This is a genomic window from Aliiruegeria lutimaris (assembly GCF_900099935.1).
Taxonomy (GTDB): domain Bacteria; phylum Pseudomonadota; class Alphaproteobacteria; order Rhodobacterales; family Rhodobacteraceae; genus Tropicimonas; species Tropicimonas lutimaris.
In genome coordinates this window covers 1-21,403 of record NZ_FNEK01000068.1, presented here as the reverse complement: position 1 = coordinate 21,403, position 21,403 = coordinate 1, and the positions used below count along the sequence as shown (strand labels likewise).

The following is a 21,403-nucleotide window of genomic DNA, read 5'->3' as shown; positions in this document are numbered from 1 at the left end:
GCCGGGCCGCGAAACGCAGCCCGGCGGATGCAGTTCTTCTGGTTACTGGACTGGTTCGATCGGGCCTTCCGGCGCCTGCAGGTTCCCCCAGAAGCGGGCCTCGTCCACATTTTCCGGCGTTATCGCGGCGCCGGGGATCTTGAGGTCCGGGCCCCAATCCTCGATCGTCAGTTCGGATTTCAGACCGAGCACGTCATAGGTGCCGGGCACCAGTTCCTCTCCATTCGTCACCTTGTCGGCGAACATCGCCAGCGCCGCGGCCTGGGCGTAGAGCGGCTGTTCCACCTCGACCTGCTCCCAGCCCTGGCGGATAAGGTCGAGACCGACCGGGGCGCCGTTCGAGGACACCAGAAGCACGTCACCGGGCTTTTTGCCGGCGGATTCCAGCGACGCGACCGCCGCCACCGCGAGATGCGCGGCATGGACGAAAATCAGGTCGATATCCGGATTGGCGAGAAGCTGGTCGGCTACGATCGACCCGGCGTTCGACGCTTCCCATTGCATTGCCGGTTTGGTGATGATTTCGACATCGGGATAGTCGGCCATCATCTCCTCGAAGCCTTTCTGGATGTCGAGCGTGTAGGGATCGCCCGGGTCACCCAGAACCTGCAGGACCTTGCCCTTGACCGAGCCGTTCTTCTCCGTCAGCAGCCGCTGGATCTCGCCCGCGGCGACATGGCCGATCTCGACCGTCCCCGCGACCGAGGTGAAATCCGAGACGGTCGAGGTGATCTGCCGGTCGAAGATCATAACCGGCACCCCGGCTTCCCGCGCCTTTTCAATGTAGGGCGCAAGCGCGTTGAAATCGACGGCCGCCAGGATAATCGCCTTGGGCTTGGTCAGGATCGCCGTGTCCATCTGCCCTTGCTGGACATCGGTCTTGTTGTCGGCGTTGAGCGTCGCCACCTTGTATCCGACCTGCCCCATGAAATTCTCGATAGCACTGACGGATTCGGTCTGGAATTCGTCGAGCAGCGTCGGAACCATGTAATAGATCGTGCCCTTGTCCTGGGCGTAGGCGGAAGTTGCAAGCGTCAGGCCCGCGATGGCGGCACCAATGAAAGTTCTCCGAACGATTTTCATAGTCTGATTTTCTCCCCTTGATGTGCCGGGTCAGGATTGCCCCCATCCCCGTCCGTGCCGGCTCCGGAAAGGGTTCCGCCGGTGATCAGGTCAATCACCTTTTCGGGGGTCGTCTCGTCGTGCCTGAGGTCGCCCGCTACCGCGCCCTGCCGCAGCACGACGAGTCGGTCGGCGACCTGAAACGCCTGTTCCATGATGTGGGTGATGACGATGACGCCGATGCCGCCCGCGGCCACGCGGCGGATCATCTCCAGCCCTCGGCGCGTCTGCTCGACCCCAAGCGCCGCGAAGGGCTCGTCGAGCACCACCAGCTTGCCGCCCCAATGGACAAAACGGTTGAGTTCGATCGCCTGCCGCTGACCGCCGGACAGGTTCTCTACATTGACTCTGAGCGAGGGGATCTTGGTGCCAGCCTTCCGCATGGCCTCGGCGACGATATTCTCCATCTCGCGCTCCTGGAGGACAGGAATGCCGAAATAGCGCTTCGTGATCTCCCGCCCCATGAAGAAATTGGCCACCACATCAGCATTGGTGCAGAGGGAGAGATCCTGGTAGACGGTTTCGATCCCTGACGCCTTGGCCTCTTTCGGCGAAGCGAAGTGCCTTTCCCTGCCTTCAAAGATCAGCCGGCCTGAACTCGGGGGGTAACTGCCGGCAATTATCTTTACCAAAGTAGACTTTCCGGCGCCGTTGTCGCCGAGAAGCGCCACCACCTCGCCCCTGGAGACGGTCATGTTGACCCCGCGCAGCGCCTCGATCGCCCCGAAATGCTTCGTTATTCCTTCCAGCTTGAGAAGCGGTTCGTCATCGGTCACGCGACATTCTCCTCTTCGCTGGAGCGATCGAATGGATCGCTATTCTTGCCGGGGCGTTCGTCCGCCATCAGGGGCTGCGGCGAAAACAGGCGCGACACGGCAAGCGACGCGGCTCCTCGTATGACGGCCTCGCTCCCGCCGTCAGAGAGCACAACGCGCGCGACCTTCCGGTCCTCTCGCGCGGCCAGCGAGTTCGGCAATTCGTCGGTGAGCCCGAGCAACTTTCGCCGCAGTTCGACCGGGGCGAGTCCCCCGAGGACCACCGCCTCGGGATCGAACATGTTCTCGATCGTCACAATGGCGGCGCGGAAGATCGGCGCGATCTCCTCGAGCCACGCCTCCTCCCCGATCTCCGCCACCCGCCGGTCATAGGCCTCCAGCGAGATGTAGCGTTCAAGGCACCCGTTGTTGCCACAGGAACAAGGCTCACCGCCGGGAACGAGCGGGATGTGACCGATCTCGCCCGCATTTCCCCAAGCGCCGCGCATCACCCGCCCGTCATAAATGATCGATCCGCCCAGGCCCACGCCCAGGAAAAGATAATAGAAGTTCGTCAGCCGGTCCCCGATGCCATAGAGCCGTTCCCCATGGGCCGCCGCCGCGCTGTCCAGTTCGACGAAGACTGGAAAGGGCACCGCGGCCTTGAGCCGTTCATGGACATCAACGCCCCGCCAGGTTTGCATCGTGGTCGGGCCAACGAAGCTCATGGACTCGATGTCGAACGGCCCCGGAATCGCCAGTCCAACTCCGATGACCCGGTCTTCAGGCCACCCCTGCACGAGGTCCGCAACCATCTCCGAAATGCACTCGAACGCCCGGTCGGCGGAGATCTGGGTTTCACGCAGCGTTCGCCGGCCGAACAGTTCACCCGAGAGGTCGATCAGGCCGGCCTCGATTCCGCGCGGCGTGACGTATATTCCGCAGGCGCAAGCACCGCCGGGATTGACCTCGAGTGACGGCGCCGGAAACCCGCGTCCCTTGGGTTTGCCCGGCGACAACGAGATGAAGCCGCGTTCAAGCAGTTCTGAGGAAATCGTGGACACCGTCTGAACTGTCAGCCCGACCCCACGCGCGATCTCGGCGCGCGATATCGGCCCCCGCTGTCGGATCGCCTCAAGAACGATCCTGCGATTGTGCGGCCGCCCCAGCTCCTGGTTGGTCCCTCTGAGCATCCTGCTCTCCTAGCGTCAACCAAGGATAGGAACGATTCGCCGTTTCAGTCAAATGATCTGAATTAACAAGCGGGATCGCAAAGACGATACTTTGCTTCACTTTGAACGGTGCTGTCGGCTTGAACAGATTGCGAAAGCCCTGCACGTTCACATCGTTCATCGGAAAGTCCGATGACGGGCATTTGCTTGTTTCCGTTCGATTTCCGTGCTGTCTGGTCGGCTACTCCGCCGCAAGCTCTTGCGAACTCGCATCGCCGCCGTCGAGACGCCGGGAAAGCTCCCGCCCGGCCTCGATCAGCGTCGCCCTGTAGTCATCGTAATGGGCCATCGCATCCTCTTTCGGCGCAACGATGCAGACCGTGCTCAGGCATGTGCCTTCGGCATCGAGAACCGGAGCCGCGAAGCAATGGGTGAAATTGTCGGCGATGCTGTCGAAAGAAAAGAATTTCTCGGCCCACGCCTTGCGTACGCTGTCAATGAAGTCACGCGGAGCAATGGAGCCACCGTTGGAGAACGTGAAATCTTTCGGCGGCACCAGATCGATAATCTGCTGATCGGACAGGTGGCCGAGCAACAACCGGCCGGAGGCCGTCCAGGGAATCGGAATGCGTTCGCCAACGTCCGAACTGATCCGGAACGGACGGTTGCCCTCGTTCATCATGGCGACATGATATTTGTCGCCATCCAGCATGCAGAGCTGAGAGGTCTCCCGCGTCTTCGCGGTGATCCATTCCAGAACCGGGCGCGCGTGCCGTGTGACGTCAAACCCTTTGAGGTAGTTGATACCCCAGTAATGCAGCTTTCGGCCCAAAAACACCCTCCCTTCGGCATCCGTGCGTTCCAGCACTCCCACCGCGGTCAGCAATCCGACAAGCTCGTAGATCGACGATTTGGGCGCCTCCATTCCGATGGCGATCTCGATCGGGCGCTTCGGCTCCGCGGCGGCGCAAAGGTAGTCGAGTATCAGGAAGGCACGCTCGAGCCCGCGTTCCTTGGTTCTCACCGGTCCTTCTGGTTTCGAATTACTCATTAAGCGGTGGTCCCGTCCCCTAGGTCAATCGCCCCTCTATATTGCATTCCTTTCAACTTGTCTTGCGGTAGGCGATGCAGTCCAGTTCCAGCTTGCAGTCCACGACCATGGACGACTGGACACAGGCCCGGGCCGGCGGATGCTCGCCGAAATATTCGGCGAAGACCTTGTTGAAGCTCCAGAAATCGCGGGGATCATCGAGCCAGACCCCGATCCGCATGATGTTCGCGGCGCTGTAACCCGCCTCCTCGACAATGGCGAGCAGGTTCCGGATGGCCTGATGGGACTGGGGCACGATCCCACCGTCGATCACCTCGCCATCGACCATCGGCGTCTGGCCCGAGACATAGAGCCAGCCATCGGCTTCGGTCGCCTTAGCAAAAGGGAGGGACTGTTTGCCGGAACCCTTGGATTCGTTCACACCGTGCCGTTTGATCGTCATTGCCGGGTCCTCCTCAAAATTTCGAACTTTTTAGGAACGCCGCGAGGCGCTCCGATTTCGGATTGTAGAAGAGCTGGTCGGGCGGGCCTTCCTCGCCGATGCGTCCGTCCTGCATGAACACGACCTTATTCGACACGTCATGAGCAAACTGCATCTCGTGAGTCACAAGGAGCATCGTCATTCCGTCGGCTACGAGCCCCTTGATCACTGCCAAGACCTCGCTCACTAGTTCCGGGTCGAGCGCAGAAGTGACCTCGTCGAACAGCATCAACTGGGGGTTCATCGCGATCGCGCGGGCGATCGCGACCCGCTGTTGCTGCCCGCCGGAAAGCTGACCGGGGTAATGATCCTTGCGGTCCGCCATACCCACGCGTTCCAACCAGGATTCCGCAGTTGCATAGGCTTCGTCCTTGGCCATCTTGCGGGTCTTGACGAGGCCCAGCATGACGTTCCGGATCGCGCTCATATGCGGGAAGAGGTTGAAATGCTGGAACGCCATCCCGGTCATGGCGCGCTGGCGGGCGATCTCCCTTTCGCGAAGTCGGACGCGCCGACCGTTGCGCTCGGTGTAGCCGATCTGTTCGCCGGCGACGGCGACCATGCCCTCCTCGTAATCCTCAAGCAGGTTGACACATCTCAGAAGCGTGGTTTTGCCCGACCCACTCGAGCCGATCAGGCTCACGACGTCGCCCATCTGCATCGTCAGGTCGATACCCTTGAGCACTTCGACCTGGCCGAAACGCTTGTGCAGGTTCCTGATTTCGAGAACGGGGGCAGTCATGGGGCATTCCTCAGGTGGGCAGAGCGACCTTGCGCTCGACGAAGCGTCCAACCTTCTCAATCGTGAAATTGACCAGAAAGAAGACGAAGCCGGCAAAGAAGTAGAGCTCAAGGCTCAGATAGGTTCGAGAGATGACCTGTTGCACCGAGAGGAGCAGCTCGACCACCCCAATGATCGACAGCAGCGTCGACGCTTTCACGATCTCCGTCGCCGTGTTGACCCATGTCGGAAGGATCATCCGCAGAGCTTGTGGCAGCAGCACCGAAAAGAATGTGCCGAAGAAGGTCAGCCCGATAGATTTCGCTGCCTCGGTCTGGCCGGTCGGAATAGCCTGGAGCGACCCCCGGACGATCTCGCCCACATGCGAGCTGCAGAACAGGGTGAGAGCGAACACACCGGCCTGGAAGGCGCTGAGCTGGATGCCCACGACCGACAGGATGTAGAAGCAGGCTAGGATCAACACGAAGACCGGTGTCCCGCGCAGAAAATCCGAATAGAGCCGCACGATCAGCCGTACGAGCCCGATACCATAGGTCAGCAGGAGCCCCACGACAACGCCGAGGATCGTGCCCATCAAGATCGACAGAAGCGAAATCAGGATGGTATTGCCGAGACCGTGGAGGATCGGCATGCGTGCCAACCAGATCGCGTCGAGAGTCTGAAGGATATCCATAAAGGTCCCCTAGCGCGGAATCGCCAGGCGCGCTTCGACCTGTCGCAGCAGCGCAGCGATGATCGAACAGGCCAGCACATACATCAGGCTCGCCACCAGCCACGTCTCGATCACCCGGAAGGTCTCGACGTTGATCTTGCGGGCATAGAAGGTGAGTTCCGGAACCGCGATGGCGGCCGCGAGCGAAGTATCCTTGAAGAGCGAAATGAAGTTGTTTCCGAGCGCCGGCAGCACATTGCGGAACATCACCGGGATCGTGATCAGGATCTTGGTCCGGAACTCGGTCAGACCGATTGTCAGCCCGGCCTCGCGCAATCCCGTCGGCAGAGCGACGAGGCCGGAGCGGAACACCTCCGTCAGGTAGGCCCCGGAATAGATTGCCAGCGTGACGATGAAGCTCTCGATCTTGCCCAGCCGCAGCCCAAACTGCGGCAGGGCGAAATAGGTGAAGAGGATCAACACGAGGATCGGTGTGTTGCGGATCGCAGAGACGTATGCCGTCGACACCCAGCGAACCGGCGAGTGCCTCGACAGCATTCCAAAAGCGGCCAGCAGACCTATCAGACAACCAATTGCGATGGAAACCACGGCCAGGAACAGGCCCAGCCCCAGCCCCGAGAGCAGCAGGTCGAAGTCCCGCCACACCGCTGCAAAGTTGAAATCGTAGTCCAATGGCCGCTCTCGGGAGTCCGTTACGTCACTTGAACTCGATCGGGAAACCGATCTTCGGCGGATCGAGTTTCACACCGAACCAACCTTCGAAGGACGCCGCGTAGGTGTTGAATTCCACGCCTGTCATCGCCTCGTGGAGGACCGAGTTCACGAAGTTCAGCCAGCGCTGGTCGCCCGGTTTCACGGCGCAGCTATAGGTCTGCGGGTTCCAGCCATAACCGGCATCGGCGTAGCGGTCCGGATTCTGCTTCATGAACCAGCTCAGCGAGGACTGGTCGGTCGCCGCGGCGTCCGCCCGGCCGGAGTTCAGCGCCTGATAAATCAGATCGACGCTGTCATACTGATCGACCTTGGCCTCGGGCAGTGCCGCGTGAACCATGTCCTCGGCATAGACGTTCTGAAGCACCGACACGGTGACGCCGGACCCTGCCGCCTTCAGCGCTTCGTAATCGGCATAGTCGCCGTCGGCCATCATCATCAGGCCTACACCTTCGCGGTAGTAGGGGACGGTGAACTCGACCTGCTGGGCCCGCCCGGCGGTCACTGTCATGAACTGACAGGTCACGTCGACCTTGTCGGTCGCAAGATTCGGGATGCGGGCGTCGCCGGACTGGTTGATGAACTCGATGGCGTCGGGGTCGTCGAACAGCCCCTTTGCGATCAGGCGCAGCATGTCGACGTCGAACCCGACCAGTTCATTGCTCTCGTTCATGAAATGCCAGGGCGCGTTGGTGCTGCCGGTGCCGGCGATCAGGTGTCCGCGGTCCAGAACATCTTGAAGTTTGTCAGCGTGTGCGGCGCTGGCAAGGACACCGCACACAAGGGCTGTCGACCCGAGTCGGAGCAGATTGTTGAGCATTGAAGCCTCCTTGTTAAGCGTTCCGGTATTCCGGAATTGATTATGTTATTATGGAATTACACTGCTTTCTTCCTCCTTCACTTGTCAAATGGATTCCGCCTTGCCCCCTCAACCGGATTCCTTCTGACGGGGCCTCTTTCTCATTTTGGCCCGGTTCGAGCACCAGGTGATCGCCGTTGCCGATCTTGGACACCCGCCCCAGCCGCTCCTTGCCACTCGACGAGTCCTGCCGAGTCACGAGCCCGAGCCGGGCCGCGAACGGCTGGCCGGATTTAAGGACGGAAGGATCCGGCACACTGGCAGGAGGCGCGGTGGCGGTGATGTGGCGGCGATGATGCCCGCGCCCGTCCACACCATCGGGCCCGTCAGACGGATTCGAACCAGTCTCACCAAGGGCAGAATGGCTGCCCCTTATGCCGCTCAGAGTTGACGCCACTCGTCGAGAGCAGCGGTGCGGTTCTTCTTGAAGTCGACTCTGGAGGAGAGGCTGCGCTCCGAATTGAAATGGTTGAAGATAGTAGCGTGGACGGATGCGAACATTTGCAAACTTCGCATCCGCCGGAAGCGTTGCATCGCCCTCTCTCGTCGTCGGAATGGCAGGTGCGAATTCTCCGCCCGGTTGTTCAGCCAACGGCCCGTCTCCTGCGGGTCCGTCGCGCCGATTTCTCTCAGAACGGCACCGTAGGACCGAAGCAAGTCAGTCACGATGGACATTGGCCGACCGTACCGTCGCATCGTTTTCTTCAATAATTTCAATGCGGCCTTCTTGTCGCGTTTCTACGTCACGAAGCTTTCAAAGACCTCCCCCTCGTGGTCGACGGCATGCCACAGGTAAAACTGTTCATCGTTGATCTTCACGAAAATCTCGTCCAGATGCCACCGCCACTGCGGCCCAGAACGAAGTCGCTCGGCGCGTTTCTTTCGGATCTCGGAGGCGAAAAACGGGCCGAACCGATGCCACCAGAACCGTACGGATTCGTGGCTGACCTCGATCCCGCGTTCGTGCAGGAGATCCTCGACATTCCTCAGCGACAGCGGGAAGCGCACATAGAGCATCACCGCCAGGCGGATGATCTCCTTGCTCGTATTGGAGTATTTGAAAGGGTCGCGCTTCTTCATCTCTAGACGCTACCCCCTGCCCCGCGACAAGCCAGGTTGCTCTGACAAGACCGTTGGCTGTGCTGAAGTGGCGCGATTCAGGCTGCGTTTTCGACTTCTCGAAGGAGATGTCTTGCCCGCGAAATCTGGGTGCCGACGGTCTTCAGCTTGCCTGAGATGCGTTCACGCTTGTCTTGTTTGTGCGCTGCGTCAAGCTTGGCTTGAAGCTGGGCCTCCTTGGCTTCGAGCCTGGCAAGGATTTCCCTGACATGACAGGACTCAATCGGGTGGGCCTTATGCTTTTCAAGGCGCTCGTGATAGTCGTGCATTCTGGCGGTAAACTTCTTAAAATCCATGCCAGTATCTCCGAAGCTTTGTGGCTCAATCACCGCAGCCTCCGTGTCATAGACTGAAGACGAAACAGGCGCAGCAGCAAGCGGTTTTTCGAGAGCCAAGCCCATGTCACGATCATACCAAATGCGTGTAACAGTTTTGTGAAATTCAAGTTTTCCTTGCTGTCCCGCGAACTATCCGGGGCGGACGCAAGCAGGCAGGTTGCGACGCGTCAGCTACTCTTCTTGATCTGCTTGCGCAGCCATCTGGCGCGCGCGATCTGGTTGCGAACGATCTTCTGCTTCGCCTTCAGCCGCTCTTTCTTCTCCGGCTTCTTCGCCTCCTCGAGTCGCTGGAGCAACTCCGCGTCCTTGGCCTCGAGCTTCGCGATGATCTTCTCGACATGGCCCACCTTGATCTGGTCGACCTCCTTGTTCTTCAAGCGATCCCTGTATTCGTTCAGCCGGGCGATCGTCTTTTTCAGGGCCATCTTTCACACCTTTCGATATGTCGCGTCGCTTGCGGATCGGCGTTGCGATCCTGCCTCGCTTCAGCGGCCATTTGCCGACATTTCCTCGATTTCGTCCTCTTCGAGGGCCAGGATCCGTTCGACCTCGGCCAGCGCCCCCTCGGTCTCGATGTAATAAACGCGTGCTGCCTCGATCAGATCTGACATCGCCTCATACGCGTAGTCGGAATCGTTGAGGAAAGAGGTTGCCGTTGCCGCGCCGATCTGCCGTTCGCGGATCAGCCCTTCGATCAGGCGCGTCGTGTTCTTCCGGTCCCGCTCGACCTGCACCCGCTCCTCATCCAACCACAGGCTCGACCGGATCTCGGGATCGCTTTCGTCGAGTTCGTGAATCTCGACCAGGATGCGGGCAATCTCGGTCCGCAGCCCGTTATAAAGATCCGTCGCCTTTCCCTGACGGTAGCTCGTATAGGCCGTCGCATTGCGCCTCATGTGCTTGACCGCCTTCACGGCGCGGACATTGCGCTGCGCGGAGTTCCACAGAAGGTAGATCCGCTCCATGAAATCGGCCGGCAGGTTCTTGGTTCCTGCGCGCGTCGCAAACTCGACAATGGCCGAATAGAGCGTCTTGACCCGGGTTTCGTATGTCTCGTCGATATCCAGTTCCAGCGGTCTGGTGCTGGCGGCCACGGTTGCGGCGATGTCATCGCTCTCGTAAAGCTCGTGCCGGTGCAGGTTCAGCCCATGGGCGATCAACTCAATAGCGTTGTCCTGAAGGTGCTTGACCTCCTTGCGCATCGCGACCTCCATCGTTGCCGGGAACCCGTCCACCGCCTCGCTCAGGTAGCGCGGCTTGCTCACGTCAAGTTCGGGTTCGGGGATCGTTCGCTCCAGGAAGACCAGTAGCTGCCCCAACAGCGGCACCATGATCGCGACGCCAAGCACGTTGAAGATTGTGTGAAATACCGCCAACTTCAGTGCGTAATCATCAGAAGCGATCCCGACGAACGCGCTGACGCGGTCAACGGACCACATGATCTGATTGATCAGGACCAGCGCAACAGCGGCCGTAACAACGTTGAAGACCAGATGGGCCAGCGCCAGCCGCCGTCCCTGGAAGTTTGCCGAGAACGCACCGATGATGGCGGTGATCGTGGTGCCGATATTGGCCCCGATGGCCAGCGCGATGGCGTTTTCATAGGATACCTGCCCGGCCGCCAACGCAGTAATGATCAGTACCATCGTCGCGTGGCTCGACTGCATGACGACCGTCGCGGCGGCGCCAATAAGGGTGTAGACTGCCAGTCCCAAGAGGCCCGTCATCGCGAAACGGGTCAGGTCGAACTGGTCCCTGAAGGCCTCGAAACCTTCTTTCATGTGGTGGATTCCGAGGAACAGAAACCCGAGACCTGCGAGAATCAAACCGGCTCCGCGAGTATATTTCGACTTCTGGAAGACCAGCACGATGGAAATCGCCAGCATCGGCAGGGCGTAGGCCGAGATCTTTACCTTCAGCCCGAAGCCGGCCACCAGCCACGCACCCGTGGTCGTGCCGATATTGGCCCCGAAGATGATGCCGACACCCGCAGCCAGAGTAATGAGCCCGGCGCTGAGGAAGGAAATCGTGATGACGGAGACCAGCGAGGAGGATTGCATGATCGTGGTGGAGATGATCCCGAAACCGATAGACTTTCCGAGCCCGTCTGTTGTCCGGGCAAGGAGCCTCTCCAGGATGCCACCAGAAAACAGCTTGAAGCCATCCTCGAGCATGAGCATCCCGAAGAGGAAAATGGCAATGCCCGCGGCGATCTCCTGAAAATCCTGGCTATTCCAGAAACCCAGGACGAGCGCCGCGAGAATGACCGGCAAGAGGAGTTTCTTCATCAACGTGTCGGTTCCCAATGGCAACATCATGCCACGCAGGGCGAAGAAGACAAAGCCGCCCTGAAGGTGGTGGCAGACTAATTCGAACTCGTCTCTGCAAGGGCAGGATCACTGTCTCTTATACCGCGCCGATCTGGCGCCACTCATTGAGGGCGGCGGCGCGGTTCTTCTTGAAATCAGCCCTGGAGGAGAGGCTGCGCTCCGAACTGAAATGGTTATGAACCGAGGCGTGGACGGCTACAAATCTTTGTAAACTTCGCATTCGCCGGAAGCGCTGCATTGCCCGTTCTCGTCGTCGGAATGGCAGATGCGAATTCTCCGCACGGTTGTTCAGCCAACGGCCCGTATCCTGCAGGTCCGTTGCGCCGATTTCCCTCAGAGCGGCGCCGTAGGACCGAAGCAAGTCAGTCACGATGGACTCGGGCCGGCCGTACCGCCGGATCGTTTTCTTCAATAATTTCAATGCAGCTTTCTTGTCTCGCGTCTTCGTCACGAAGCTTTCCAGCACCTCGCCCTCATGATCGACGCCCCCCCAGAGGTAGTGTCGTTCGCCGTTGATCTTCACGAACACCTCATCCAAATGCCACCGCCACTGCGGTCCCGAACGCAGGCGCTCTGCGCGTTTCTTGCGGATCTCGGCGGCAAACATCGGGCCGAACCGGTTCCACCAGAACCGAACGGATTCATGGCTGATATCGATCCCACGCTCGTGCAACAGGTCCTCGACGTTCCGGAGTGAGAGCGGAAAGCGCACGTACATCATCACCGCCAGGCGGATGATCTCGCGGCTCGTCCGAAGGTACTTGAAGGGGTCGTCTTTCGTCATCACAAGACGCTACGGGACCACCCTGCCCCGCTCAACAGGAATCCCTCTGACAAGGCCCGTGGCTGACATCGATGCCGCGTTCGTGGAGCAGATCCTCGACGTTCCGCAGCGAGAGGGGGAACCGGACGTACATCATCACCGCAAGGCGGATGATTTCCTGGCTGGTCTTGAAATACTTGAACGGGTCGCGTTTCGTCATGCCGGGACGCTACTCAGCCCCCTGCCCCGTCGCAAGCCAAGTTCCTCTGACACGACCCGTTGCGAAATGACAAGCCAAGAGGGGAAGGCGGGAACTCGACATCGGCCGCATTTGGCTGGCAGGTCCGCTTCCCCAAAAAAAGAGGCCCCTCGCGGGGCCTCTTGATCCATACATTGTAGCTCGGGCTCTACTTGAGCGACGCGATGAAGTCGTCCACCTGGGTGAGAGAGAGATACTCGACCTCCTCGGTGCCGCTCTCGGTGAATTTCCACACCACTGCAGGGGCCGAAACATCGCCGTTGGCATCAAAGCGCACGTTGCCCGTCGCACCCTGGTACATGACGCTGCCACCTTCGGCCAATACGTCACGCGCAGCCGCAAAACCGGAGGCGTCGGCGGTGACCGGGGTGCCGTTCGGATCGGTGACTCGAGCGACCTCTGCGGCGATCTGCTCGCCTGTTGCGTCCTTGCCGGCAGCTTCCATCGCCAACAGCGCGATCATGGTGGCATCATAGCTGTTTGAGAGGCCCGGGCCGTTCGGCTCGCCGCCGAAACGCTCCTTGTAGAGTGCCACGAACGCATCTGCGCTGGCCACGCGGGGCGAGGCGGTGTCGGTTCCCAGCGCGTTGCCGAGATATTGCAGGCCGACATTCTCGCGGAACTCGTCGGATTTGAGCGAGTTCGCCATGATCATGTTCTGGGTCCCGCCCAGCGAGAGCCATTCCCGGACCGCAGCGGTGCCTTCGTTGGGATAGAGCCCGAGATAGAGCGCGTCCGGATTGCCGGCGAGAGCGCTGGTCACCTCGGCACGGTAGGAAGGCTGGCCATCATTGATGGCAACCTCCGCTGTCACCTCGATGCCCAGAGCCGCGAAATCGGCCGCAATCAGTTTATTGAGATCCTGCCCCCAGTCGTCGTTCTTGTAGAGGATCGCAACCGACTTGTAGCCCTGGTCGCTGGCGACCTTGGCGCCGACCGCCGCCTGAACGCCGGTGGTCGCAAAGGTGCGAAACCACAGCCCGCCGGTCTTCCCCTCTTCCGCCAGCTTGGTGAAAGCGGTCGAGGACGAGCAGCACGACATCTGCATTACGTTCCCCGGCACCGTGACCGAGGTCAGGATCGGCATGGACACCCCTGAGGACACCGCGCCCAGCAAAAGCTGCACGCCGTCCAGCTCCACCAGCGCCTTAGCCGCATCCACACCGACCTTGGGATCGACCTGCGTGTCCCGCAAAACCATTTCGATCTGACAGCCGGCGACGCCCCCGGCCTCGTTGACCTGTTCGACCACGAACTGCGCCGTTTCGGCGATCGGGCGGCCCCAATCCACCGAGGTCGGCAGGACCGCACCGATGCGTGTTGTGCAGTCCTGTGCTGCGGCAGTGCCTGCAATCATTGCCAGCCCAATGGCCGTGCTGAGTTTCGTGGCCAGACGTCCGGATTTCTGTTTCATCATGCCGTTCCTTCCTGTTGTTGGGTCACGCTTTTTTCCGACTAGATTGCGATACGACCAGCCGCTCCGGGAAGAGACCTTGCGGCCTCCAGAGCAGCATGCCGACGATAACCAGACCGATCATGACGTATTGGATCGACCCTGTGTAAAGCTGCGCCTCGATCGGCGCGAAACGCGACAGGGCCCAGCCACTGACGGTCCAGGCGGCCCAGATGAGGAAGGCGCCAAACACCGCGCCCTTGTTGTTGCCGGCGCCGCCGACAATCAGCATCGCCCATATCTGGAACGTCAGGGTGGGCAGCACGTCCTGCGGGCTGACGAAGGCGTAGAATGTGCCATAGAGGCCTCCGGCCAGCCCCATGATAATCGAGCCGGTCACAAAGGCGGTGAGACGGCAGCGCGACGGGCTCTTGCCGAGCGAGCGAGCCGCCGTCTCGTCTTCACGGATCGCGCGCAGCAGGCGGCCGAAGGGCGACCCGACCAGCGTTTCGAGAAACCGGTAGGTGGCCCATAACAGCAGAAGAACCACTACCAGGAAGACAATATTGTAGAGAAAACCGTCGCCCAGGCCTTCGCGCATGGGCCGTTCGAAACCCCGCAGCCCCTTCGCGCCGCCGCTCAGTCCTTCGGCATTGCGCATCAGGTTCTCGAACGCCACCGCCACGCCGAATGTGGAGATCGCAAGATAGTCGTGCCGCAATCGCAAGGTCAGAATGCCGACGACCCATGCCAGCAGTCCTGCCGCCGCCATTCCGCCCAGCAGCGCCAATGGATAGAATAGCCCGAAGCCGCCGATATGATCGCCCTGAGGGGTGCCGCCCAGAAGCAGGGTGCCATAGGCGCCGGCGCCGAAAAAGGCCACCACGCCGCCATTGAACAGGCCGGTATTGCCCCATTGCAGGTTCAGCCCCAGAACCGCGATGGCCAGGATCGAGGCCACGGTAGCAAAGAACACCAGGTAGGAGATGACGCCGATCATGCCCGTTCTTCTCCGAATAGACCGTTGGGCCGGATCAGCAACACGGCAAGGATGATCAGGAACGGAACCGACGGGCTGTAGCCTGACGGGAGCACGACCAGCGCCATGTTGGCGGCGATGCCGACGATGAATCCGCCCAGAAGCGCGCCATAGATCGAGCCGATCCCGCCGACGATGGTCGCGGCAAAAATCGGCAGCACGAGGTCGCGGCCCATCACCGGGGTGATCTGGTTGGTCAGGCCGTAGAAAACCCCGGCCAGCGCCGCCAGCCCGCCCCCGATGATCCAGACGATGACGATCATGCGCTGCAGGTTGATCCCGTTGATCTGTGCCAGCTCCGGATTCTCGGCAACCGCCCGCAGCGAGTAGCCGAAGGTCGTGCGCGACAGCACCAGGTGCAGGATCAGCATCACCACCAGAGCAATCGCAAGCGTTGCCAGCTGATCGGGCTTCACGAGGATCAGCGGATCGCGGCTCAGAACCGTGGCAAAGACGATGTCCTGGCTGAAAAGCTGCGTCTGCAGCCCGAAGACCAGGCCGATGACATTGCGGATGACCAGCGCCAGCCCGAAGGAGGCGAAGACCATCGACAGCTCCTCGCCCTTTTCCCGGACCCGGCGGAAGATCAGCCGGTCGAACAGGACCGCGCTGGCGCCGGTCACGGCCATGGACAGGATCATCGCCAGGACCAGAGCCCATGTCATCGACACCGGGCCGATCTGGACGGCAGTGAATGGCATCACCGCCTTGAATAGCTGGTCGAACACCAGCGCCGAATAGGCACCGATCGACAGCAACTCGGCATGGCTGAAATTCGCAAAACGCAGCATGTGCATGACCATGGTCAGCCCGGTAGCTCCGAGCGACAGGATTGATCCCACCAGCAAACCGTCGAGAAGATGCTGGATCATGCGCCTGCCCTCAGTCTTTTGCCGCCGAGATAGATATCGGCGACGACGGAATCGCCCAGGAGCTCCACAGCCTTGCCGTCGACCTGGTTGCGCCCCTCGGCGAGGATGTAGCAGTGATCGGCCAGCCGCAGGGCCTGGTTCACATTCTGCTCGACCAGCAGGATGGTAACGCCGGTCTCGGTCAACCCGCGCGCCAACTCTAGCGCTTCCTGCGCCGCGCGGGGCGCGAGTCCGGCCGAGGGTTCGTCCATCAGGATCATCCGCGGCTTGGTCGACAGTGCCATGGCGACGGCAAGGAACTGCCGCTGGCCGCCGGACAGGGCGCCGGCCTTGTCCGGCTGCTTGTCGGCCAGCGCCGGGAACTGCTCCAGCAGTTCGGCTAGCCTGTCGGCCGCCTCCGGCCCGGCGCGCCGCAGCGCCAGGTCGAGATTCTGGCGCACGGTCAGGCTGCGAAAGATATTGTCGGTCTGTGGTACATAAGCGATGCCGCGCGTCGCCATCTGGTCGGGCCGGATATGGGTGATATCTTCGCCATCAAAGGTGATCGCCCCCTCCGTGACCGGGACGATTCCGGCAATCGCCTTAATCAGGGTCGACTTGCCGGCGCCGTTGGGGCCGATGATCACGGTGACCGTGCCGCGCTTCGCGCGCAGGGACACGTCGTGCAGGATCGGCAGGTCCGGCACGAAACCCGCGGTGATGGTGCGAACGTCAAGCGCGGGATCAGGCATCGGCCTGCGCCCCCAGATATGCATCCAGCAAGACCGGGTCGGCCTGAGCTTCCGCGGCCGTGCCTTCGAATACCACCCGCCCCTGGGCCAGCGCGATGATCGGGTCGCAATGGCGCATGACGAAATCCATGTCATGTTCGATAATGAGGAAGGTCTTTCCCTGCCGGTTCAGCTCCTCGATCTTTTCGATCAGCGTTCCAGTGAGGGTCGGGTTCACGCCGGCGGCCGGTTCGTCAAGAAGGATCACCTGCGGGTCACCCATCAGGACCCGTGCCAGCTCCAGGAGCTTCATCTGACCGCCCGAGATCTTGCCCGCCGGGTGATCGGCCAGCGGTGCCAGTGTCATGAAGTCGAGCACCTCCAGCGCATGCTCGCGGATGGTGCACTCCTGAACCCGCATCGCGTGGCGCGACAGGAACGGCCCGCCGAGACGTTCGCCGATCTGGGAAAGCGGCACCAGCATCAGGTTCTCCAGGACCGACATGCGCGAAAACGGGCGCGGGATCTGGAAAGTGCGGCCAAGCCCGCTGGCGAACAGGCGATCAGGGGTCTGGCCGGTCACGTCGAGACCCGCCAGGGTGACCTTGCCACGCCCGGGCCTGAGACCGCCGGTGATCGCATTGAACAGGGTCGTCTTGCCGGCCCCGTTGGGACCGATCAGCCCGGTGATCGAACCGCGCCGAACCTTGATCGACACGTCATCCAGCGCCCGGAACGCGTTGAAGTAGTGGGTCAGGCCGTGCGTGGCCAGCGCCGCCTCATCCATCGGCCCGCCCCAGGATCCGGTCGTCGGGGCGTGTATTCAGGTTGTATTTCATAATCCGTCCGTGCCGCGAGTTCCTGTCGCCTTCCAGCCCGTAGACCGGGCCCGCAGGCCCGTTTGCCCGCGCCTGTACGGCGGCGATCTCCGCGCGGTCCGCATCCTCAAGCGCGAAATCGAAGGCCTGAAGCGTTTGCGGCAGGTGCCGGGCATAGCGCGCACCGACAATGGCGGCAGCGACCTGAGGCTGATCAAGAACCCAGCGGGTGGCCACCGACCCGAGCGACACGCGGTGCCTGTCGCCGATCCCCTTGAGACAGTGCAACAGCTCCTGGAACATCTCCCAGGATCCAAACTCGTCAATGATCAGCCGGTATTTCACAAGGCTGCGGTTGGAAAATTTGAAGCCAGGGTCGGGTTGGCCCAGCCAGGCCTCGGTCAGGAATCCACCCGCCAGGGTGCCGTAGCACAGCAGCCGGATGTTCCGCGCTCGCGCCCAGCCGTCCAGCCCGTTTGCCGGCCGCCGGTCGAGCACCGAATACTGCACCTGTGCCGAGGCAATGTCATATCCGGCCTCCACGAATCCAGCGATCTGGGCGCTGTCCCAGTTGGTCACGCCGAGGCTCGCGATCTTGCCCTTGCGCTGGCAGCTCTTCAGAACGTCGAGCGCCCGGGTCGCGTTGCCGATGGCGAGGTCCCACCAGAAGAACTGCACCAGGTGCAGCCGGTCGATCTGCAGGCGTTTGAGCGAGCGGTCGATGATGGCCTCGACCTCATCGGGGCGCAGGTCCGGCAGCCGCGCCAGATCGGGCACCAGCTTGGTGTGAACCACCACGCGGTCGGCCACGTCTGCGCCACGCCGCCGGCGCAGATCGGCAATGAACTCCCCGATCATCTCTTCGACGCCGGTGTAGATGTCGGCACAGTCAAACGTGGTGATGCCGGCATCGACAAAGGCTTCCATATCGGCAATCGCCGCCCTGCGGTCCACGGAGCCGTGATCCCCGGCCAGTTGCCAGCCGCCCTTGATGATACGCGAAATCCGGTGCCCCTGCCGCAAATCGGAGAATTCAACCTGGCTCATGTGCTGCCTTCCTGCTTCCAGTACGGGGTTCCCCGAGCTTCAGGCAGCCCGGTGGTTTCCGCGTGGGAGAACCACCGTTTGCTTTCGCGATGAATTCGGAAGCGTCCCCCGCAATGCGGATCGGGACAGGCGACTTCGGCATCGGTGGACATCCAGTCCCGCGCGTCGGTCATACGTTGCTTGGCGGGAAGGAGCGGCAATATCGCCGAAAGGGCATACATGGACACTCTTTGTCCTTTCGCAAAGACGAGGTTTTCGCCTTCAACCCGGAAAGATTCGCCCTCGACATGACGGCAGACCGGCTCTCGACCGTCCAGAACTGTCTCGACCCGCAGGTCGTAGAGCCAGAAGCCCTTTTCGTCTGACATTCGGCCACCATCCCCGGTTTACATTGCGTACTGTTATCTGTGATATCTTATACAAGACTGTCAATCACCCGGGAGACCCTGGAGCCAAATCCGATGTAGGACAGGGGAATGTGCCTATGACTGCGGCAAGAACTGGGGCAAAAATCGCGCCTGTTGAGCAGACCAACCTGCGTGAAAGCGCGTATCGGTCCCTGCATGACGCCTTTACACGCGGCGAATTCGCCCCCGGCGACTCGCTCTCGCTGCGTTCTCTGGCTGCGCAACTCGGCATCTCGATGACACCCGTGCGCGAAGCGGTTCGGCGTCTGGTTGCCGAGGGTGCGCTGATCGACACCCGCAGCCGCAAATTGCTTGTGCCGCCCTTCAATGCGCGCCGAATGGCGGATCTGAAATCCGCCAGGCTGGCAATCGAGGGGCTGATCCTCGATCAGGCGATGGAGCGGATCAACCCCGGGCGTATCGCGGCGCTGAAGGATATTCTGGAACGGCCCGCTGCGCCTGATCAGACCGGGCCCGATCTTGTCCGGAACTACGATTTTCACTTCACGCTCTACCGCATGTCGGGATCGGATGTTCTGCTGCCAATGGTTGAAGCGCTCTGGGTGCAATATGGTGCCTATCTGAACCTGATCATCCATCAGGAGGCGGCGTCGCGTGTCATCGAACACGAGCATCACGTCGCGATCATCGACGCATTGGAGTGCGGGGACCGCGATGCGGCAATGGCAGCCCTGACGGACGATATCGAACGATCCTTCGCGCTGCTGGGCGTGACTTACACGGAAGCGGAGCAGCCATGAGCCCCACAGACCATCCCGTCCTCCCCGATCGCTACGAACTGGCACCGGGGCTGACCATCAGTCGCGCCGTGACAGGGCTATGGCAAGTTGCTGACATAGAAAGAAAATCCGGCGCTCTGGACCCTACGAAAGGGGCCGATGACCTTGCGCGCTATGTCGATGCTGGTTTCGATACATTCGACATGGCCGATCACTACGGTACTTCGGAGATTGTCACCGGAAATCTCCTGCAACGTTTCTTGGGGCAAGAAGAACGGCCGCGCGCCTTCACCAAATGGTGCCCGCCCCCGGGACCGATGACGACGGAGATTGTGCGCGTGGGCGTCGAGGAACGCCTGATCCGACTGGGTGTGAGCTGCATCGATCTGCTGCAATTTCACTGGTGGAGCTTCGAAAACCCATCCTGGCTCGATGCTCTGCATGAAATGGCCGTGCTGCGCGAGGAAGGGTTGATCCGTGAAATCGGGGTGACGAATTTCGATGCGGCGCATCTGCATCTTGCCATGGCCGATGGCATCCCGCTCAGAACCAACCAAGTGTCATTTTCGCTCGTCGATCGTCGGGCCGCCGGCCAGCTTGCCGAACTGTGCAGCGGCTCGCAGGCACGTCTTCTGGCCTACGGGACGTTGTGTGGCGGATTCCTGAGCGAACGGTGGCTGGGAGCAGAAGAGCCAGTGGAGATCGCAGATTGGTCAAAGATGAAATACAAGAGATTCATTGATGCCGCCGGCGGATGGGAGGTGTTTCAGGGGCTCTTGCGGGCGGTTCAGGCTGTCGCGGTCAAACACGGCGTCTCTCTCCCGAATGTTGCAACGCGATGGGTTCTGGAACAGACCGGCGTTGCCGGCGTTGTTATCGGCGCACGGCTTGGCGAGAACATGCATGCCACGGACAACGCCCGGCTGTTCTCCTTTGGCCTTGACGAGGAAGATCACGCCCGTCTGGAGGATGCCTTCGCCACAACCACCCCAATTCCGGGCGATTGCGGAGACGAGTATCGAAAACCGCCATTCCTAACCGCGTCGGGGGATCTCAGCCACCATCTCGACGAGATGCCCCTTGTCCACGGCAAGACAACCGTGCCGCACAGACCCGGCGCTCACAGAGTCCTGAGCGGATCGAAATGGGAAGATATTGCAGGTTACTGCCGCGCCCAGCGGATCGGTGACCGGATCCTGGTTTCGGGCACAACCGCGACGGCGGGATCGGACAGGGTTGTCGCGCCTGATGATGCTGGGGCGCAGACGACGTTCATTCTCGACAAGATCCTGGCAGCGTTGTCGGCCCTTGATGCCGGTGCCGAAGATGTTGTCCGGACGCGCATCTATTTGACGAACGAAACCGATGTGCTTGCGGTATCTAGAGCGCATGGACGCATATTCGGAGACATCAAGCCGGCCAACACCCTGGTCGTGGTCAAAGAACTCATTGGCGACTACTGCGTCGAGATCGAGGCAGAGGCTGTTCTGTAGCCTGATAAACGACATTAGACAGCATGGGTAATTTGTCTCGGGCGATCTTGGAATGTGCTCGACTGGTGTGCATTTCCTTTCTTTTGCGGTGATCACTTGACTAGGTGCTTGCACGCGCATTCCTGGACAGGTTCTTAGAGGTGGCTCGGTTTGTCTGAACAGTTTGGAGCCGTTTTCTAGAGCGTGTCGCGTTTAATCGGCCTCATAGCCTGCGGCTTTGAAGTAGTTGTAGCATTCTTCGTCCGAGAAGAGGTTGCAGACCTGTCCGACGGCGGCCCAGAGTTGGTCATAGGTTCGCGCGGCGGCCTTCCTGATCAGTGTCTTGAGTTTCGAGAAGGCCATCTCGATGGGATTCAGATCTGGGCTGTAGGGTGGCAGGAACAGGAACCATGCACCAATCGCGCGTAGGGACGCCGCTGCGGCCGGGGCTTTGTGGCTCGACAGGTTGTCGAGTATGACAACGTCGCCTTCGCGCAGCGTCGGCCCCAGTTGGGTTTCGATGTAGAGGG

Annotated in this window: 24 protein-coding genes and 2 pseudogenes; 2 read left to right on the top strand and 24 right to left on the bottom strand. The window is 60.9% G+C overall.

The window, feature by feature from the left end; all coding sequences use genetic code 11:
- Nucleotides 1-42: 42 nt before the first annotated feature.
- The 23 genes and pseudogenes from BLR85_RS22275 to BLR85_RS22170 form a co-directional block, all read right to left on the bottom strand.
- On the bottom strand, nt 43-1,083 hold the full coding sequence (locus BLR85_RS22275) for a sugar ABC transporter substrate-binding protein (protein ID WP_093162597.1): 1,041 nt from the start codon (nt 1,081-1,083) through the stop codon (nt 43-45).
- Complete coding sequence (locus BLR85_RS22270) at nt 1,080-1,898, bottom strand: ATP-binding cassette domain-containing protein (RefSeq protein WP_212635134.1); 819 nt, start codon at nt 1,896-1,898, stop codon at nt 1,080-1,082. Before BLR85_RS22270 ends, BLR85_RS22275 begins: the two co-directional genes overlap by 4 nt.
- Entirely contained in the window at nt 1,895-3,070 is a 1,176-nt protein-coding gene (locus tag BLR85_RS22265; RefSeq protein ID WP_093162594.1) for an ROK family transcriptional regulator, read from the bottom strand. Before BLR85_RS22265 ends, BLR85_RS22270 begins: the two co-directional genes overlap by 4 nt.
- On the bottom strand, nt 3,012-3,230 hold the full coding sequence (locus BLR85_RS29310; protein ID WP_170844703.1) for a hypothetical protein: 219 nt from the start codon (nt 3,228-3,230) through the stop codon (nt 3,012-3,014). The genes BLR85_RS22265 and BLR85_RS29310 overlap by 59 nt, the downstream gene beginning before the upstream one ends.
- 60 nt (nt 3,231-3,290) lie before the next feature.
- A complete protein-coding gene (locus BLR85_RS22260) occupies nt 3,291-4,073 on the bottom strand; it encodes an IclR family transcriptional regulator (protein ID WP_212635133.1) in 783 nt (260 codons plus the stop codon).
- Nucleotides 4,074-4,152: 79 nt separating this feature from the next.
- Nucleotides 4,153-4,542 carry a RidA family protein gene (locus tag BLR85_RS22255; RefSeq protein ID WP_093162588.1) on the bottom strand — a complete coding sequence of 130 codons (390 nt, stop codon included), beginning with the start codon at nt 4,540-4,542 and terminating at the stop codon, nt 4,153-4,155.
- Nucleotides 4,543-4,555: 13 nt separating this feature from the next.
- Nucleotides 4,556-5,323: an amino acid ABC transporter ATP-binding protein gene (locus BLR85_RS22250; protein WP_093162585.1), complete on the bottom strand. Its 768-nt coding sequence runs from the start codon at nt 5,321-5,323 to the stop codon at nt 4,556-4,558.
- Nucleotides 5,324-5,333: 10 nt separating this feature from the next.
- Entirely contained in the window at nt 5,334-5,996 is a 663-nt protein-coding gene (locus BLR85_RS22245) for an amino acid ABC transporter permease (RefSeq protein WP_093162582.1), read from the bottom strand.
- 9 nt (nt 5,997-6,005) lie between these two features.
- A complete protein-coding gene (locus tag BLR85_RS22240; RefSeq protein ID WP_093162579.1) occupies nt 6,006-6,668 on the bottom strand; it encodes an amino acid ABC transporter permease in 663 nt (220 codons plus the stop codon).
- 25 nt (nt 6,669-6,693) lie between these two features.
- Complete coding sequence (locus BLR85_RS22235) at nt 6,694-7,527, bottom strand: transporter substrate-binding domain-containing protein (protein ID WP_093162576.1); 834 nt, start codon at nt 7,525-7,527, stop codon at nt 6,694-6,696.
- 420 nt (nt 7,528-7,947) lie between these two features.
- Nucleotides 7,948-8,646: pseudogene (locus tag BLR85_RS22230) on the bottom strand (IS6 family transposase).
- A gap of 77 nt (nt 8,647-8,723) precedes the next feature.
- Nucleotides 8,724-9,086: a hypothetical protein gene (locus BLR85_RS22225; RefSeq protein WP_139188502.1), complete on the bottom strand. Its 363-nt coding sequence runs from the start codon at nt 9,084-9,086 to the stop codon at nt 8,724-8,726.
- 104 nt (nt 9,087-9,190) lie between these two features.
- Nucleotides 9,191-9,448 carry a hypothetical protein gene (locus BLR85_RS22220; RefSeq protein WP_093162569.1) on the bottom strand — a complete coding sequence of 86 codons (258 nt, stop codon included), beginning with the start codon at nt 9,446-9,448 and terminating at the stop codon, nt 9,191-9,193.
- A 60-nt stretch (nt 9,449-9,508) separates the two neighbouring features.
- Nucleotides 9,509-11,311, bottom strand: coding sequence for a Na/Pi cotransporter family protein (locus BLR85_RS22215; RefSeq protein WP_093162566.1), 1,803 nt, complete (start codon nt 11,309-11,311; stop codon nt 9,509-9,511).
- A 118-nt stretch (nt 11,312-11,429) separates the two neighbouring features.
- Nucleotides 11,430-12,137 (bottom strand): IS6 family transposase, encoded by a 708-nt coding sequence (locus tag BLR85_RS22210; protein ID WP_093162563.1) that lies wholly within the window; start codon nt 12,135-12,137, stop codon nt 11,430-11,432.
- A 61-nt stretch (nt 12,138-12,198) separates the two neighbouring features.
- Nucleotides 12,199-12,336: pseudogene (locus tag BLR85_RS22205) on the bottom strand (IS6 family transposase); the annotation flags it as partial.
- Between the two features lie 187 nt (nt 12,337-12,523).
- The gene (locus BLR85_RS22200) at nt 12,524-13,792 is read right to left on the bottom strand and encodes an ABC transporter substrate-binding protein (protein WP_212635132.1); all 1,269 of its coding nucleotides are present in this window, start codon (nt 13,790-13,792) and stop codon (nt 12,524-12,526) included.
- A 22-nt stretch (nt 13,793-13,814) separates the two neighbouring features.
- Nucleotides 13,815-14,768 (bottom strand): branched-chain amino acid ABC transporter permease, encoded by a 954-nt coding sequence (locus tag BLR85_RS22195; RefSeq protein ID WP_093162557.1) that lies wholly within the window; start codon nt 14,766-14,768, stop codon nt 13,815-13,817.
- Nucleotides 14,765-15,679, bottom strand: a complete 915-nt coding sequence (locus tag BLR85_RS22190; RefSeq protein WP_093162554.1) for a branched-chain amino acid ABC transporter permease — start codon at nt 15,677-15,679, stop codon at nt 14,765-14,767. The genes BLR85_RS22195 and BLR85_RS22190 overlap by 4 nt, the downstream gene beginning before the upstream one ends.
- On the bottom strand, nt 15,676-16,410 hold the full coding sequence (locus BLR85_RS22185; RefSeq protein ID WP_093162616.1) for an ABC transporter ATP-binding protein: 735 nt from the start codon (nt 16,408-16,410) through the stop codon (nt 15,676-15,678). The genes BLR85_RS22190 and BLR85_RS22185 overlap by 4 nt, the downstream gene beginning before the upstream one ends.
- On the bottom strand, nt 16,403-17,176 hold the full coding sequence (locus tag BLR85_RS22180) for an ABC transporter ATP-binding protein (RefSeq protein WP_093162551.1): 774 nt from the start codon (nt 17,174-17,176) through the stop codon (nt 16,403-16,405). The genes BLR85_RS22185 and BLR85_RS22180 overlap by 8 nt, the downstream gene beginning before the upstream one ends.
- Nucleotides 17,169-18,254, bottom strand: a complete 1,086-nt coding sequence (locus BLR85_RS22175) for an aldo/keto reductase (protein ID WP_093162548.1) — start codon at nt 18,252-18,254, stop codon at nt 17,169-17,171. Before BLR85_RS22175 ends, BLR85_RS22180 begins: the two co-directional genes overlap by 8 nt.
- Nucleotides 18,251-18,622 carry a TIGR04076 family protein gene (locus tag BLR85_RS22170; protein ID WP_093162545.1) on the bottom strand — a complete coding sequence of 124 codons (372 nt, stop codon included), beginning with the start codon at nt 18,620-18,622 and terminating at the stop codon, nt 18,251-18,253. Before BLR85_RS22170 ends, BLR85_RS22175 begins: the two co-directional genes overlap by 4 nt.
- Before the next feature lie 116 nt (nt 18,623-18,738).
- Between BLR85_RS22170 and BLR85_RS22165 the strand changes: the two genes are divergently transcribed.
- Together BLR85_RS22165 and BLR85_RS22160 are read left to right on the top strand one after the other, a co-directional pair.
- Nucleotides 18,739-19,422, top strand: coding sequence for a GntR family transcriptional regulator (locus BLR85_RS22165; protein ID WP_093162542.1), 684 nt, complete (start codon nt 18,739-18,741; stop codon nt 19,420-19,422).
- The gene (locus BLR85_RS22160; protein WP_093162539.1) at nt 19,419-20,894 is read left to right on the top strand and encodes an aldo/keto reductase; all 1,476 of its coding nucleotides are present in this window, start codon (nt 19,419-19,421) and stop codon (nt 20,892-20,894) included. The genes BLR85_RS22165 and BLR85_RS22160 overlap by 4 nt, the downstream gene beginning before the upstream one ends.
- 192 nt (nt 20,895-21,086) lie before the next feature.
- On the opposite strand, the gene BLR85_RS22155 is transcribed toward BLR85_RS22160, so the two are convergent.
- Nucleotides 21,087-21,403, bottom strand: a 317-nt coding sequence (locus tag BLR85_RS22155) for a transposase (protein ID WP_139188438.1), incomplete at its 5' end; no start/stop codon positions are given.

What these genes read in the sequence shown, in the direction of transcription:
- BLR85_RS22165 (WP_093162542.1), top strand. Translation starts at nt 18,739, where the DNA reads ATGACTGCGGCAAGAACTGGGGCAAAAATCGCGCCTGTTGAGCAGACC.
- BLR85_RS22185 (WP_093162616.1), bottom strand. Translation starts at nt 16,410, where the DNA reads ATGCCTGATCCCGCGCTTGACGTTCGCACCATCACCGCGGGTTTCGTG.
- BLR85_RS22210 (WP_093162563.1), bottom strand. Translation starts at nt 12,137, where the DNA reads ATGACGAAAGACGACCCCTTCAAGTACCTTCGGACGAGCCGCGAGATC.
- BLR85_RS22200 (WP_212635132.1), bottom strand. Translation starts at nt 13,792, where the DNA reads ATGATGAAACAGAAATCCGGACGTCTGGCCACGAAACTCAGCACGGCC.
- BLR85_RS22275 (WP_093162597.1), bottom strand. Translation starts at nt 1,083, where the DNA reads ATGAAAATCGTTCGGAGAACTTTCATTGGTGCCGCCATCGCGGGCCTG.
- BLR85_RS22175 (WP_093162548.1), bottom strand. Translation starts at nt 18,254, where the DNA reads ATGAGCCAGGTTGAATTCTCCGATTTGCGGCAGGGGCACCGGATTTCG.
- BLR85_RS22235 (WP_093162576.1), bottom strand. Translation starts at nt 7,527, where the DNA reads ATGCTCAACAATCTGCTCCGACTCGGGTCGACAGCCCTTGTGTGCGGT.
- BLR85_RS22160 (WP_093162539.1), top strand. Translation starts at nt 19,419, where the DNA reads ATGAGCCCCACAGACCATCCCGTCCTCCCCGATCGCTACGAACTGGCA.
- BLR85_RS22255 (WP_093162588.1), bottom strand. Translation starts at nt 4,542, where the DNA reads ATGACGATCAAACGGCACGGTGTGAACGAATCCAAGGGTTCCGGCAAA.
- BLR85_RS22245 (WP_093162582.1), bottom strand. Translation starts at nt 5,996, where the DNA reads ATGGATATCCTTCAGACTCTCGACGCGATCTGGTTGGCACGCATGCCG.
- BLR85_RS22220 (WP_093162569.1), bottom strand. Translation starts at nt 9,448, where the DNA reads ATGGCCCTGAAAAAGACGATCGCCCGGCTGAACGAATACAGGGATCGC.
- BLR85_RS22170 (WP_093162545.1), bottom strand. Translation starts at nt 18,622, where the DNA reads ATGTCAGACGAAAAGGGCTTCTGGCTCTACGACCTGCGGGTCGAGACA.
- BLR85_RS22250 (WP_093162585.1), bottom strand. Translation starts at nt 5,323, where the DNA reads ATGACTGCCCCCGTTCTCGAAATCAGGAACCTGCACAAGCGTTTCGGC.
- BLR85_RS22180 (WP_093162551.1), bottom strand. Translation starts at nt 17,176, where the DNA reads ATGGATGAGGCGGCGCTGGCCACGCACGGCCTGACCCACTACTTCAAC.
- BLR85_RS22190 (WP_093162554.1), bottom strand. Translation starts at nt 15,679, where the DNA reads ATGATCCAGCATCTTCTCGACGGTTTGCTGGTGGGATCAATCCTGTCG.
- BLR85_RS22215 (WP_093162566.1), bottom strand. Translation starts at nt 11,311, where the DNA reads ATGAAGAAACTCCTCTTGCCGGTCATTCTCGCGGCGCTCGTCCTGGGT.
- BLR85_RS22265 (WP_093162594.1), bottom strand. Translation starts at nt 3,070, where the DNA reads ATGCTCAGAGGGACCAACCAGGAGCTGGGGCGGCCGCACAATCGCAGG.
- BLR85_RS22225 (WP_139188502.1), bottom strand. Translation starts at nt 9,086, where the DNA reads ATGGGCTTGGCTCTCGAAAAACCGCTTGCTGCTGCGCCTGTTTCGTCT.
- BLR85_RS29310 (WP_170844703.1), bottom strand. Translation starts at nt 3,230, where the DNA reads ATGAACGATGTGAACGTGCAGGGCTTTCGCAATCTGTTCAAGCCGACA.
- BLR85_RS22195 (WP_093162557.1), bottom strand. Translation starts at nt 14,768, where the DNA reads ATGATCGGCGTCATCTCCTACCTGGTGTTCTTTGCTACCGTGGCCTCG.